12 protein-coding genes are annotated in these 13,465 nt (G+C 69.4%); 3 read left to right on the top strand and 9 right to left on the bottom strand.

Features of this window, described 5'->3' with window-relative positions:
- Positions 1–135: 135 nt before the first annotated feature.
- From ACFYYW_RS07145 to ACFYYW_RS07110, 8 genes are all read right to left on the bottom strand, one after another.
- Positions 136–426 carry an MTH1187 family thiamine-binding protein gene (locus ACFYYW_RS07145; protein WP_352320345.1) on the bottom strand — a complete coding sequence of 97 codons (291 nt, stop codon included), beginning with the start codon at positions 424–426 and terminating at the stop codon, positions 136–138.
- Positions 427–552: 126 nt separating this feature from the next.
- Positions 553–882 carry a hypothetical protein gene (locus ACFYYW_RS07140; protein WP_352320347.1) on the bottom strand — a complete coding sequence of 110 codons (330 nt, stop codon included), beginning with the start codon at positions 880–882 and terminating at the stop codon, positions 553–555.
- Positions 883–892: 10 nt separating this feature from the next.
- Positions 893–1,570 (bottom strand): uracil-DNA glycosylase, encoded by a 678-nt coding sequence (locus tag ACFYYW_RS07135; RefSeq protein ID WP_352320349.1) that lies wholly within the window; start codon positions 1,568–1,570, stop codon positions 893–895.
- Positions 1,571–1,639: 69 nt separating this feature from the next.
- Positions 1,640–3,013 carry a M1 family metallopeptidase gene (locus ACFYYW_RS07130; RefSeq protein WP_387646034.1) on the bottom strand — a complete coding sequence of 458 codons (1,374 nt, stop codon included), beginning with the start codon at positions 3,011–3,013 and terminating at the stop codon, positions 1,640–1,642.
- Between the two features lie 82 nt (positions 3,014–3,095).
- Complete coding sequence (locus ACFYYW_RS07125) at positions 3,096–3,995, bottom strand: carbohydrate ABC transporter permease (protein ID WP_352320353.1); 900 nt, start codon at positions 3,993–3,995, stop codon at positions 3,096–3,098.
- A complete protein-coding gene (locus tag ACFYYW_RS07120) occupies positions 3,992–5,365 on the bottom strand; it encodes an ABC transporter permease subunit (RefSeq protein WP_387646031.1) in 1,374 nt (457 codons plus the stop codon). Before ACFYYW_RS07120 ends, ACFYYW_RS07125 begins: the two co-directional genes overlap by 4 nt.
- A gap of 12 nt (positions 5,366–5,377) precedes the next feature.
- Positions 5,378–6,706, bottom strand: coding sequence for an ABC transporter substrate-binding protein (locus ACFYYW_RS07115; RefSeq protein ID WP_352320357.1), 1,329 nt, complete (start codon positions 6,704–6,706; stop codon positions 5,378–5,380).
- An 8-nt stretch (positions 6,707–6,714) separates the two neighbouring features.
- Positions 6,715–7,962, bottom strand: a complete 1,248-nt coding sequence (locus ACFYYW_RS07110) for an ABC transporter substrate-binding protein (RefSeq protein ID WP_358283388.1) — start codon at positions 7,960–7,962, stop codon at positions 6,715–6,717.
- Between the two features lie 130 nt (positions 7,963–8,092).
- Here ACFYYW_RS07110 and ACFYYW_RS07105 point away from each other — a divergent pair, with 130 nt between their 5' ends.
- The 3 genes from ACFYYW_RS07105 to ACFYYW_RS07095 are packed head-to-tail and all read left to right on the top strand — an operon-like array spanning position 8,093 to position 11,591.
- A complete protein-coding gene (locus ACFYYW_RS07105; protein WP_352320361.1) occupies positions 8,093–8,599 on the top strand; it encodes a PadR family transcriptional regulator in 507 nt (168 codons plus the stop codon).
- Positions 8,596–9,324, top strand: a complete 729-nt coding sequence (locus ACFYYW_RS07100; RefSeq protein WP_352349946.1) for an ABC transporter ATP-binding protein — start codon at positions 8,596–8,598, stop codon at positions 9,322–9,324. Before ACFYYW_RS07105 ends, ACFYYW_RS07100 begins: the two co-directional genes overlap by 4 nt.
- Positions 9,321–11,591: an FtsX-like permease family protein gene (locus ACFYYW_RS07095; RefSeq protein ID WP_387646026.1), complete on the top strand. Its 2,271-nt coding sequence runs from the start codon at positions 9,321–9,323 to the stop codon at positions 11,589–11,591. The genes ACFYYW_RS07100 and ACFYYW_RS07095 overlap by 4 nt, the downstream gene beginning before the upstream one ends.
- An 18-nt stretch (positions 11,592–11,609) precedes the next feature.
- Here the strand turns inward: ACFYYW_RS07095 and treS are convergent, their stop codons facing one another.
- Entirely contained in the window at positions 11,610–13,304 is a 1,695-nt protein-coding gene (treS, locus tag ACFYYW_RS07090; RefSeq protein ID WP_352320365.1) for a maltose alpha-D-glucosyltransferase, read from the bottom strand.
- Positions 13,305–13,465: the final 161 nt, after the last annotated feature.

The following is a 13,465-nucleotide window of genomic DNA, read 5'->3' as shown; positions in this document are numbered from 1 at the left end:
CGTGCCCGTTGCGGGGGATCTTCGCCACGCGCCGCCGTCGCCACCCTGAACGTCGTGGAGCCGCGCGCATGCCCGCTGCGGGGCTCCGCGGTACGTGCCTGTGTCGGGGCTCCGGGGCAGGGGCGGGGGAGTGGGTCAGGGGAGGTGGCGTTCGAGGCTTTGGAGTTTGGTGGTCATGCCGTCCGTCACGCCCGGACGCAGGTCGGCCTTGAGGACCAGGCTGACTCTCGGGGCGACCTCCGAGACGGCGTCGACCGCGCGCCTGACGACGTCCATGACCTCGTCCCACTCGCCCTCGATCGTGGTGAACATCGCGTCCGTGCGGTTGGGCAGGCCGCTCTCGCGGACCACCTTGACGGCCCGGGCGACCGGTTCGGCGACCCCTTCGCCGACGCCCAGCGGGGTGATGGAGAAAGCCACGATCATGGCGACAGATCCCTCGGAGAACGGAAAGAGGCCGGACGGGACGATCGTATCCGGGGCGAAGAGCCACGACGCGGGTGGGGCGTCGTGGCTGATCGCCGTACGTCACGTCACGTCACGTGCGAGAGGTCACGCGTGGTCGTGGTCGTGGTGGTCTTCGTCCTCGTCCTCGCTCGGCCCCTCGGACGGCTCCACCCCGAGAACGGCCTCGCGCGGCTCGATCTCGGTGATGTGGTCCACGAGCTGCAGCACGTGGTCCGGCTCGATCAGCCACTGCAGCGCCGAGGCGCCGGTCTCGTCGGAGTTGACGAGGTCGGCCTGCTCGGAGCGCTCCTCGTCGCTGAGGTCGGCGTCGGGATGCCGGATCTCGGCCAGCGCCGCCGCCTGCAGCGCGTTCACGTCGAGCACCTCGACGGTCAGCTCGACCGTAAGGCGCAGGTATTTCGGTTCATCACTCATGGCGACGATGCTAGGGCAGCTTCCACTCGACAGGTGCGGCGCCTTGCTGGGTGAGCAGCTCATTGGCGCGGCTGAACGGCCGCGAGCCGAAGAAGCCGCTGCGCGCCGACAGCGGGGACGGGTGCGCCGACTCGATGCGCGGCACGCTGCCGAGCATGGGCGCGAGGTTGCGGGCGTCGCGGCCCCACAGGATGGCGACCATCGGCTTGTCGCGGGCCACGAGGGCGCGGATGGCCTGCTCGGTGACCTGCTCCCAGCCCTTGCCCCGGTGGGAGGCGGGCTTGCCGGGCATGACGGTCAGGACCCTGTTGAGCAGCAGCACGCCCTGCTCGGCCCACGGGGTCAGGTCGCCGTTGGCGGGGCGGGGGAGGCCGAGGTCGGACTCCATCTCCTTGTAGATGTTGAGCAGGCTCCCGGGTATCGGCCGCACCTCGGGCGCCACCGAGAACGACAACCCGACGGGGTGGCCGGGCGTGGGGTAGGGGTCCTGGCCCACGATCAGCACCCTGACGTCGTCGAAGGGCTGGTTGAACGCGCGTAGCACGTTGGGGCCCGCGGGCAGGTACTGCCTGCCCTCGGCGATCTCGTTGCGCAGGAACTCACCCATCAAGGAGATCTGCTCGGATACGGGCTCAAGAGCCTGAGCCCATCCGGCTTCGACGACTTCATGCAAAGGACGACCGGCCATGGCCGTGAAGCTTATCTAGGTCTGGTACGGCTTGCCGCCCGAACGGACACGCAGGCCGTACCGGAATGATCACAACGACGGCTTGCCGGGCTGGAAGAGCCAGGCGTCGAAGAGGGCGTCGAGCTGCCTGCCGGACACGCGTTCGGACAGGGCGACGAAGGCGGCGGTGTCGGCGTTGCCGTACTTGTGGTCGTTCGCCCAGGTGCGCAGGATCGTGAAGAACGCGCTGTCGCCGACGGTGCGGCGCAGGACGTGCAAGGTGGCCGCGCCGCGGTCGTAGACGGGGTCGTGGAAGAGCGCGGCGGCGCCGCCGGGGTCGGCGGTGGGCGTCTGCCAGAACTCGTCGTCCGCGGGCCTGGCGTAGACGCCGTCGAAGGACGCCTGGACGGTACGGCTGCCGGTCTTCTCCAGCCAGAGCCATTCGGCGTACGTCGCGAAGCCCTCGTTCAGCCAGATGTCCCGCCATAAGGTCGGCGTCACCGAGTCGCCGAACCACTGGTGGGCCAGCTCGTGCGCGAGCAGCGACTCGCCGGGCACCGCGGGGTAGATGGGCCGGGTCTGGGTCTCCAGGGCGTAGCCGACGTTCGGCTCGTGGTCCACGATCCCGCCCGTGGAGGAGAAGGGGTACGGGCCGAAGAGCGAGCTGAAGTAATCCAGGACGGGGGCGTGGCGGGCGGCGAAGTCCGTCGCCTTGCCGGCGAACTTGGGGTCCACGGCCGTGATCACCCGGTAGCCGCCGGACCTGGTGTCGGTGAGCTGGAACCTGCCGATCGACACCGTGGTCAGGTAACTGGCCATGGGCTCGCGGGCGTCCCACACGTAGGTGGTGCGGCCGCCGGCCGACGTCCTGGACACCAGGTCGCCGTTGGCCACCGCGACGCTGGTGCTCGGCACGGTGACCGTGAACCGGTACGTCGCCTTGTCCGACAGGTGGTGGTTGCCGGGGTACCAGGTCATCGCGCCCTGCGGCTCGTTGGCGTTGAAGACGCCGTCGCTGGTCCTGATCCAGCCGTCCCTGGAGCCGTCGGGGTCGAGGACGTGGGTGGGCCTGCCGTCGTACCGGACGGCGACGGAGAAGCCCTGCCCGGAGGCGAGCCCGGCGGCAGGGGTGACGACCAGTTCGTCGCCGCTGCGGGTGAAGGCGGCGGGCCGGCCGTCCACGGTGACCGAGCGTACGGACAGCGAGCCGGACAGGTCGAGGTCGAAGCGGCTGAGCGTCTGGGTGGCGCGGGCGGTGAGGGGGGCGAGGCCGGTCAGGACGTTGGAGGAGGGCTCGTAGTCGAGGGCGAGGTCGTAGTGGCCGGCGTCGTAGCCGCCGTTCCCCTGACCGGGGAAGTACGGGTCGCCCGCCCCGGGCGCGCCCGGGGTGCCGCCGAGCGCGGCGGCGGGGGTGAGGGGGAGGGAGATGAAGGCTGCTGCGGCGAGGGCGAGAAGACGCTTCATGAACAATCATCGGAGGTCCGTAAGGACGTGTTACGGGCGCCCGCCTGCCCCCCTCGGGAGGCGGGCGCCCGCCGGGAATGGCCTACTTGACGGAACCGGCCATCATGCCCTGGACGAAGTACCGCTGGAAGGCGAAGAACAGCACCAGCGGGATGATCAGTGACAGGAACGCCCCGGAGGAGAGGATGTCGACGTTCGATCCGAACTGCCGCATCTGGGACTGCAGGGCCTTGGTCATCGGCTGGTTGTCGGTGTTGGCGAACACGAGCGCGATGAGCATGTCGTTCCACACCCACAGGAACTGGAAGATCCCCAGCGAGGCGATGGCCGGCTTGCCCAGCGGGAACACGACCTGGGCGAAGATCTTCCACTCGGGTGCGCCGTCCATCCTGGCCGCCTCCAGCAGCGAGGCCGGGATGCCGACGAAGAAGTTGCGCAGCAGGAAGATGGCGAACGGCAGGCCGAACGCCGTGTGGAACAGCACCACGCCGGGGATCGTGCCGAAGATCCCGATGCCGCCGTAGAAGGCGGCGACGGGGATCAGCGCGATCTGGATCGGCACGATCAGCAGGCCCACCACGACCAGGAACGCCGTGTCCCGGCCGCGGAACTCCATCCACGCGAACGCGTACGCCGCCATGGCGGCGATGCCGATCACCAGGATCGTGGTCGGCACGGTGATGGCCACCGTGTTCCAGAACGACGAGGTGAAGCCGCTGGCCAGCAGGTTCTTGTAGTTGGCCAGGGTCAGCTCGGCGGGCTTGGTGAAGATCGTCCACCAGCCCTCGGCGTTGTTCACCTTCACCGTGCGCAGGGAGACGACCAGCAGGCCGAGCGTCGGCACCAGCCAGAACAGGCCGAGCACGATCATGATCACCTGGACGGCCCCGCCGCCGAGTCGGTCCACGATCCTGCTCGCCACGCCCCTGCGCGGCGCGCCCGACTCCAGTCCGTGAGGCGCGTTCACGGTCGCGGTCGTCATGTGTCTTCCCTTCTGAACCGGCGGATGTTCATGATCATGAAGGGGAGGACCAGGATGAGCAGGAACACCGCGAGTGCGCTGCCGAGCCCCTGGTTGTTCCCGCCGCCGAACGACACGCGCCACATCTCCAGCGCGACCACGTTCGACTGCGGCTGAACCGAGGCCGGCGCGATGATGTAGACCAGGTCGAAGACCTTCAGCGTATTGATGATCATCGTCACGAAGACGACGAGCAGCACCGGCGACAGCAGCGGCACGGTGATCCGCCGGAACACCTGCCACTCGGTCGCGCCGTCGATGCGGGCGGCCTCCAGGGCGTCCCGCGGGATGGCGGCGAGGCCGGCGGCGATCAGCACCATCGCGAACCCGGCCCACACCCAGACGAACGCGCCGATGATCGCCGGCGTGATGAGCGTCTGGCCGAGCCAGGTCAGGCCGCCGTAGCTGGCCTTGAAGTTCGACTCCGGCAGCCGTACGACGTAGGAGCCCGCGGGCAGGCCCTCGAAGCGGAACGTGCCGTCGTCGGCGGTGGTGGCGGTGCCCGCCACCTTGCCGTTCTGGACCGCCTCGACGGTGATGCCGGGCAGGCCCTTCTCCGTCGGGTCGACCGCGCCGCTCTGGCCGCCGCCGCCCTGGGTGAAGTCGAACCAGACGGTCCCGGCCAGGCCGTCGCCCGAGGGGGCGCGGGCGGGCTGGGCGTTGGACGGCATGGTCTGCGGCTTGACGCCGACGATCGGGATCAGCACCGGCCGGCCCGCCTGGGCGGGCTCCTTGGTGACGACCGCGCCGTTCTGCTCGGTCACCGGAGAGTCGTCGCCGCCGCGCGGCCGGGCCTCGGGATAGCCCTTGGAGGAGGAGAACGTGTCGTGCACGGTGGTGAGCACGGCGTTGGCCAGGCCCTTGTCGGGGCTCTCCTCGTACACCAGGCGGAAGATGACGCCCGCGGCCATCAGCGAGACCGCCATCGGCATGAACACGATCAGCTTGAACGCCGTCGCCCACTTGATGCGCTCGGTCAGCACCGCGAAGATCAGGCCGATCGTGGTGACGACGATCGGCGCCACGACCACCCAGATGAGGTTGTTGCGGATCGTGACCAGCATGCCCTGGTCGCTGAAGATCGTGACGTAGTTGCCCAGCCCCACGAACCCGCTGCCCGAGGCGTCGAACAGGCTGCGGAAGATGGAGTAGACGATGGGGTAGACCACCCAGACGCCGAGCAGCAGGGCCGCCGGCAGGAGGAAGGCGATGGCGACCGCCGGCGATGGGCCGAGGCGTCGTCTCGTACGGGGGGTTTCAGCCGGTCCTGCGGAAGGCCCGCCCGCGATCTTCGCGGGCGGGGCCGCCGGGCCGTCCAACCGTTCGGTCACGGCCTTACCTCTTTACTTCCAGGCCTTCTTGGCCTCGGCCTCGAGCGCCGCCTGGGCGCCCTTGACGTCGCTCGGGTTGCGCAGGAAGTCCTGGAGGACCTTCCACTCGCCCTTGCCGTCGGTGCCGCCGAAGGCGCTCGGGGCCAGGTCCGACATGTCGTAGCGGACGGCGTCGCCGGCGGAGACGATCGTCTGGCCGAGCTGCTTGGTCAGCTCGTCGGGGTAGTTGTCGGGGGAGACGTTCTTGTTGGGCGACAGGTAGCCGGGGAGCTTGGCCCAGATCTCGCCGCCCTCCTTGGAGGCCAGGAACTGCACCAGGGCCATCGCGCCGGGGGAGTCCTTCATGACCACCGCCACGTCGCCGCCGAGCACGACCGGAGCGGTGTCGCCGGCCTTCGGGAACGGGAAGTACTTGGCGCCCTCGCCGACCTTGGCGCCGTCCTGGGTGGCCTGGGTGGCCACGAAGTCGGCCTCGATGACCATGGCGGCCTTCTTGTTGCCGTAGACCTTGGTCACGCAGGTCGGGAAGTCGGTCTGCAGCGCGCCGGAGGCGCCGTCGAGCACGAACTCCTTCTTGCCCGCGATCTGCGCGATCTTCTCCAGGGCGGTGGCGACGCTGGCGTCGGTCCAGGGGATCTCGTGCTTGGAGAGCTTGTCGTAGTTCTCCGGGCCGGCGCTGGACAGGTAGACGTTCTCGAACAGGTCGGTCAGCGTCCAGCCGGAGGCGCCGCAGAGGGAGAAGGGCGGGGTACCGGAGTCGGCGATGGTCTGGCCGGCCTTGATCAGCTCGTCCCAGGTCGTCGGCACCTGGACGCCGGCCTCCTCGAACGCCTCGGAGCGGTACCAGACCAGCGACTTGTGCGCCGCCTTGATCAGCACGCCGTACACCTTGCCGTCCGCGGAGCCGAGCTCCTTCCAGTACGGCGTGTAGTTGGTGTCGATCTCCTGGGTGACCTCGGCGGACAGCGGCTTGAGCGCGTCCTGCTTGGCGTACTGCTGCACCAGACCCGGCTGCGGCAGGATGGCGACGTCCGGCGGGTTCTTGCCCTGGATGCGCGGGCCGAGGTAGGCGCCGGTGTCCTCACCCGTGGAGGCGTAGGTGACGGTGGCGCCGGTCTTGTCGGAGAAGGCCTTGAGCACCTGCTCGAAGTTCTTCTGCTCCGCGCCGGTCCACTTGGCCGCGACCTCCAGCTTGACGCCTTCGAGCGTCTTGGCGCCGGCGGCGGAACTGGCCGGCGCCGACTCCGAGGCGGTGGGGGTCGTCGTCGTCGGGGCGTTGCCGCAGGCGGCGACGGCTACCGCGAGCCCTGCCAGGACTACTGCTGCTCTGGCTTTACGCATGGCTTGCCTCACTGGGTTCTGATGATCTCTTCGAGTTCTGACTTCATGGAGGCCGCGACGTCGTCGGCGGACTCGTTCTCGGGGTCGGCCAGGGCCTTGGCGACCGAGCTGGCGATCACCAGGCTCACCTGGTTGTAGTTGGCGCTCACCGGCCGCGGTTTGGCGGCGAGGATGCTCTCCTTGAGCACGGGCAGGTACGGGAACCGCTTGATCAGGGCCGGGTCGTCGTACAGCTCGGTCCACACGGGCGGGAAGGAGCCCTCGGTGAGGACGCGGCGTTCGTTCTCCAGGCTGGTGAAGTAGCGGATGAACTGCTGTGCGGTCTGCTGGTGCTTGGAGTAGGCGCTGACGGCCAGGTTGATCCCGCCGAGGGAGCTGGATCCCTGGCCGTTGAGTCCGGGCAGCCGGGTCACCGCGAAGCGGTCGCCCAGCTTGGCCCTGGCCGGGCCGTAGGCGTGCGGCCAGTTGCGGGCGAAGGCCAGCTTCCCGTCCTGGAAGGCCAGCCGGGTCTCCTCCTCCTTGAAGGTCAGCGAGTCGCCGGTGATCCAGCGTTCCCGCAGCCCTTGCATCAGGAAGTCGAGGGCGATCTTCCCCTTGGCCGGATCGAGGGTCACTTCCGTGCCGTCGTGGTTGAGAATCTGCCCGCCCGCCGACTGCACTGCCTCGGAGAAGTTCACGGTCAAGCCTTCGTAGGCCAGGAGTTGGGCCGCATAGCCTCCGATATCCCGCTTTTTCGTTACTTCTCGCGCTTTATCGCGAAGTTCCGCCCAGGTCTGCGGCGGCTTCTTGATGAGATCGGTCCGGTAATAGAGCAGTCCCGCGTTGCTGGTGTACGGGACGGCCCAGAGCTTGCCCTTGTAGACGGCCGTGTCCACGACGGGCGGCAGGAACCTGTCGAGCGGGAACAACCCGCGCTCCAGGGGGATGATCCAGCCGTTCTCCGCGAACTCGGCGGTCCACACCACGTCGAGCCCCAGCACGTCGTAGCGGTTGCTCTGGGCCTGGAGGTTGGCCACCATCTGGGCGCGTTGCTCGTCGGCGGCCTCGGGCAGCTCCAGCAGCGTCACCTTCTCGGCCGGGTGGGCCTGGTTCCAGCGGTCCAGCAAGGGTTGCAGGTACGCCGTGGTGTCGCGTCCGGTGGCGAAGGTGATCGGGCCTGTGCCGCCCGTCCCCTTCTCGCCGCCGCCCTCGTCGCCCGCCACCGTGCATCCGGCCGCCAGCACGACGACCAGAGCGAACGAAAGCGGGCGCAGCACTCTGTTTCCTCCACAATCAGCGGGGTTACATACGTGTTAGGTAGATGCATTCATGTTATGCACACCTGTAATCTGATGGTCAACGGATACCTACGTAACGCTCACGTAACACAAAGCGGGGAGGTGAGGCGTGCGGCTTCACCTGCTGGCGCTCCTGGCCAAGGAACCGGCCCACGGCTACGAGCTCAAACAGGCCCTTGAACAGACGTTCGGCAGCGCCTACCCCTCCCCGAACATCGGGCAGATATACGTGACGCTCGGCCGGCTGGAGAAGGACGGGCTGGTCCGGGCCGTCGACGTCGAGCAGTCCAACCGGCCGAACAAGAAGGTCTACTACCTGACCGCCAAGGGCCGCGACCTGCTCACCATCTGGGTCGACGAGCCCACCGAGGGGCCTCGGGTGCGCGACGAGTTCTTCATGAAGCTCGTGCTCGCGCCGCTCACCGGCATCGCCGACCGGATGGCGCTGATCAACCGCCAGCGCCGCCACTACCTGTCGCTCATGGGCGACCTCAACGACCTGCTCTCCCGTACGGCGCCCGCCGACCGGGTGGCCCTGCTGCTGATCGAAGGGGCCATGCTGCACCTTCAGGCCGATCTTGACTGGCTGGAGCGATGCCAGGAGGATCTGGCATGAGCTCGGTCCTAAAAACGGTCAATCTGGTCAAAATCTACCAAGATGGCGCAGTGCCGGTGCCGGCCGTGCGCGGGGTGGACCTCCAGGTCGAGCCGGGCGAGTTCGTCGCGGTGATGGGGCCGTCCGGCTCGGGCAAGTCCACGCTCGTGCACATGCTCGGCGGCCTCGACGCGCGCACCAGCGGCGAGATCTGGCTCGACGGGCAGCGGGTCGACACCCTCTCCGAGAGCGCCTGGGCGCTGCTGCGGCGCAAGAAGGTCGGCTTCGTCTTCCAGTTCTTCAACCTGGTCGCCAACATGACCGTCGGCGACAACGTCGAGCTGCCCGCGCTGCTGGCCGGGGCCTCGCCCAAGGTGGCGCGCGAGCGGCGCGAGAGCCTGCTCGGCGCGCTCAACCTGGCCGACCGCGCCGGGGCCTCGCCCGCCCAGCTCTCCGGCGGCGAGCAGCAGCGCGTCGCGTTGGCCAGGGCCCTGGCCAACAAGCCCAGCCTGCTGCTGGCCGACGAGCCCACCGGCAACCTCGACAGCCGCAACACGCGCGACGTGCTGCGCCTGCTCAGCGACGTGCACAAAGAGGGGCAGACGATCGTCATGGTCACCCACGACGCCCGGGTGGCGGGCCTGGCCGACCGGCTGGTGTCGCTGTTCGACGGCGAGATCGTCGACGACGGCCGCATCGCCCGCCGCCGCACCCGCACCGCCGGCGAGGTGATCGACCTCCGATGAGCACCACCCTGGCCGGAAGCCGGTGGATCAAGGCCGACCTGCGGGCCAGGAAGGGCCAGGCGGTGCTCACCGTGCTGGTCGTGGCCGGGATCGTGGCCGCCCTGATCACCGCGGCGACCCTCCTGGAGGACGGCACCAACCCGTGGCGCAGCCTGTCGGCCCAGACCGACGGCGCCCACGTCTGGGTCTACACCGACGACGACCCCGACGTCGCCCTGGGCGGCATCGACGGCGTCACCGGCACCGCGGGCCCCTACCGCTCGGCGCCCGTCACCGTGGCGCAGGAGGGCAAGAAGGAGCCCGCGTCGCTGCGCGCGATGCCCGCCTCGCCGCCCCGGGTGGCCCATCCCGTGCTGGCCGAGGGCAGGTGGCTCGACGGCTCGCAGCCCGACGGCGTGGTCGTCGAACACTCCTTCGCCAGGTCGCTGGGCCTGGCGATCGGCTCGCCGTTCACCGTCATCGCGCTCAACGGCGAACGCCACACGCTGTACGTGCGCGGCATCGCCGACTCCGCCGACCAGGGCTTCTACCCCGAATGGACGCCCGGCCTGGCCTGGGTGCTGCCCGCCACGCTCGACCGCGTCGAGCCCATGCTGGGCCGCAGCGAATGGGTCACCGGGCTGCGCCTGTCCGACCCCGACGCCAGCCAGGTCGTGGCCCAGCGCGTCGTGGTGATGCTGGAGGACAAGCTCCAGCGCGTCTACACCTGGCGCGAGGTCAGAGCCGCGATGGAGCTGGACAACCGGCTGCTCGGCACGCTGCTCGCGCTGTTCGGCGTGGTGGGCATGGTCGCCGCGGCGCTCGCCCTGGCCAACGCCGCCGGCGGCCGGGTGCTCGGTCAGCTCCGCGACCTGGCCACGCTCAAGTCGATGGGCTTCACCGGCGGCCAGGTCGCCCTGCTGCTCCTGGTCGAGCACGGCGCGCTCGGCCTGCTCGGCGTCGGTCTCGGCGCGCTGGCGGGCTGGGGGGCTACGGCGGTGGTGCTCGGCACGTACTCGGCCGCGCCGGTGCCGGTGCTGGCCATCGTGGCGGGCACGGCGCTGGTCGTCCTGGGGGCGGTGGGGGTGCCCGCCTGGCGGGGCGCGCGCACGCCGCCGATCCCCGCCGTGCCGGCCTCGCCGCCGCGCGGCCACCTGTCCCGGCTGGCCCGGCTCGGCCTGCTCGTACGCCTCCCGCCCGCCCTGATCCTGGGCACCCGCGACGCCTTCACCAGGCGCGTGCCGGCGTTCCTGACGGCGTTCGGCCTGGCCGTGCCGATGATGATGATCACGATCGGCCTCGGCGTCTGGGCCACCCTCGACAACTTCCTCAGCCACCCCGAACAGGTCGGCCAGCACGCCGGCCTGTACGTCCGCCCCGGCAAGCAGATGGAGTCGGCCGAGGCCCAGCGCATCGCCGAACGCGACCGCGACGTGCGCGCCGTCTACCCGGGCAGCGACGTCAACGCCCTGGCCCCGGGCGAGGCCCGGTCGGTCCGGGTGCGGGCGGTCGGCAGCTCGACCGACCCCTACCCGTTCCCCGTGATGGAGGGCAGGGGCTACGCCGAGCGCGGCGAGGCGGTCGCCGGGCAGGGGCTGCTCGACCTGCTGGGGGTCAGGATCGGCGACCGGGTGCGGCTGACCGTGGGCGGCTCGCCGCTGATCGTCCGGATCGTGGGCCGTACCGTCGAGCCCGACCTGGACGGCGAGGTGCTCTCGGTGGGCCTGGACAGCCTGGCCGCCAAGGACTCCGTGCCGCCCCAGTACTACGCGCTGGCCCTGCGGCCGGGCGCCGACAAGGCGGAGGTGCGCGCCAGGCTGCTGGCCGAGTCGGGGGAGAACCTCGACGTGCAGGCCGCGGTCAACCCGGCCGACCGGCTGTCGATCATCAGAGTGGTGATCGTGGCGCTGATCGCCGTGCTGGCCCTGATCGGCCTGGCCAACCTGCTCACCGCGAGCGCGATCGGCCTGCGCGACCACGCCTTCGACCTGGCCGTGCTCAAGGCCATGGGGCTGACGCCACGCCAGGTCATGGCCACGCTGGTGACCGGCACCGGCCTGCTGGTCGTGCTCGGCGTCGGCGCCGGCACGGCGGTGGGGGCGTCCGTGGTGGTGGGGTTGATCGATCTGCAGGGTCACACGAGCGGCGTGGGCGCGGGCATCGGCCGCGCGCCCTCGCCGGTGACGCTGGCGGTGGCCGTGGTGACGGCAGTGGGCACGGCCCTCGCGGTGGCGCTCATTCCCGCCCGCCGCGCGGCCCGTGCCCAGGTGCCCGTCACGTCACGCTGATCCGCCCGGGGGCTGTGCTCAGTCCCCGGCCTTCAGCGCGAACCAGTAGAAGCCGTGGCCCGGCAGGGTCAGCAGGTAGGGCAGCTCACCGATCTTCGGGAAGCGCACCCCGCCGCGGGCCTCGACCGGCACCATGCCCTCGAACCTGCGCAGGTCCAGCTCGACGGGCTGCGGGAACTTCGACAGGTTGTTGACGCAGAGCATCACGTCGTCGCGGTCCTCGCGCACGTACGTGAGCACGCACGGGTTGGAGGACCACATTTCGGTGTAGGCGCCGAGGCCGAACACCGGGTGGTTCTTGCGGATCTCCAGCATGCTGCGGGTGAAGTGCAGCAGGGAGCCCGCGTGGCGCTGCTGGGCCTCCACGTTGACCGCCTGGAAGCCGTAGATCGGGTCCATGACGGCCGGCAGGTAGAGGCGGCCCGGGTCGGCCGAGGAGAACCCGGCGTTGCGGTCGGGGCTCCACTGCATCGGCGTGCGGACCGAGTCGCGGTCCTCCAGCCAGATGTTGTCGCCCATGCCGATCTCGTCGCCGTAGTACATGACCGGCGAGCCCGGCAGCGACAACAACAGCGCCGTGAACAGCTCGATCAGGTCCCGGTTGTTGTCCAGCAGGGGCGCCAGGCGACGCCGGATGCCGAGGTAGGCGCGCATGCGCGGGTCCTTGGCGTACTCCTTGTGCATGTAGTCGCGCTCTTCCTCGGTCACCGTCTCGAGCGTGAGCTCGTCGTGGTTGCGCAGGAAGATGCCCCACTGTGCCGTGTCGGGCAGCTTGGGGGTGCGGGACATGATCTCGGAGATCGGCTCGCGGGTCTCCTTCTTCACCGCCATGTAGATGCGTGGCATCAGCGGGAAGTGGAAGGCCATGTGGCACTCGTCGCCGCCGGTGGTGGGGTCGCCGAAGTACTCCACGACGTCCTCGGGCCAGCCGTTGGCCTCGGCCAGCAGCACCCGGTCGGGGTAGAGCCGGTCGACCTCCGCGCGGATCTTCTTCAGGTACGCGTGCGTCTCGGGCAGCCCGGAGCACGCCGTGCCCTCACGCTCGAACAGGTACGGCACCGCGTCGAGGCGGAAGCCGTCGATCCCCAGGTCGAGCCAGAACCGCAGCACCTCCAGCATGGCCTCCTGCACCGCCGGGTTGTCATAGTTCAGGTCCGGCTGGTGGTGGAAGAAACGGTGCCAGTAGTACTGCTTGCGCACGGGGTCGTACGTCCAGTTGGACTCCTCGGCGCCGATGAAGATGATCGGCGCGTCCGGATAGCCGGTGGGCTCGTCGGACCAGACGTAGAAGTCCCCGTAGGGCCCCTCCGGGTCGTGCCTGGAGGCCTGGAACCACGGGTGCCTGTCGCTGGTGTGGTTCATGACCAGGTCGGTGATGATCCGCAGGCCCCGCTCGTGCGCGGCCTCGATCAACTGGACGAAGTCCCCCAGGTCACCAAAGTCCGGAAGGATCTTCATATAGTCCGAGATGTCATAACCGCCATCGCGCAGCGGGGACTCGTACAGCGGCAGCAGCCAGAGGCAGTCGACGCCGAGCCATTCCAGGTACCCGAGCTTCTCGATGAGACCGCGCAGGTCGCCCGTGCCGTCACCGTTGGAGTCCTTGAACCCCCGGACGAGAACCTCGTAGAACACCGCCCGCTTGTACCATCGCGGATCTTCCGAGACGAAAGCCTCAGAGATCGACTCAGGTGATGGGGATGCGTTGATCATGATGTCGCTCACAGGAAGAGATGTGGGCAGGACGAAGTCACCGGTTACCCCGGCGTTCTTAGCTGGTGACCGCGCCGCGTGGAGTCGTCATCCCTGCGAACTCCATGCCCTCGAACGAGACCGGATTTGTGATCTGGTGCCCGTTTGTTGCGGCGCTTACG

Source organism: Nonomuraea sp. NPDC001831, assembly GCF_042892035.1.
Taxonomy (GTDB): Bacteria; Actinomycetota; Actinomycetes; order Streptosporangiales; family Streptosporangiaceae; genus Nonomuraea.
The sequence above is the reverse complement of the archived record's forward strand: the minus strand, read 5'-3'. Positions and strand labels throughout refer to the sequence as shown.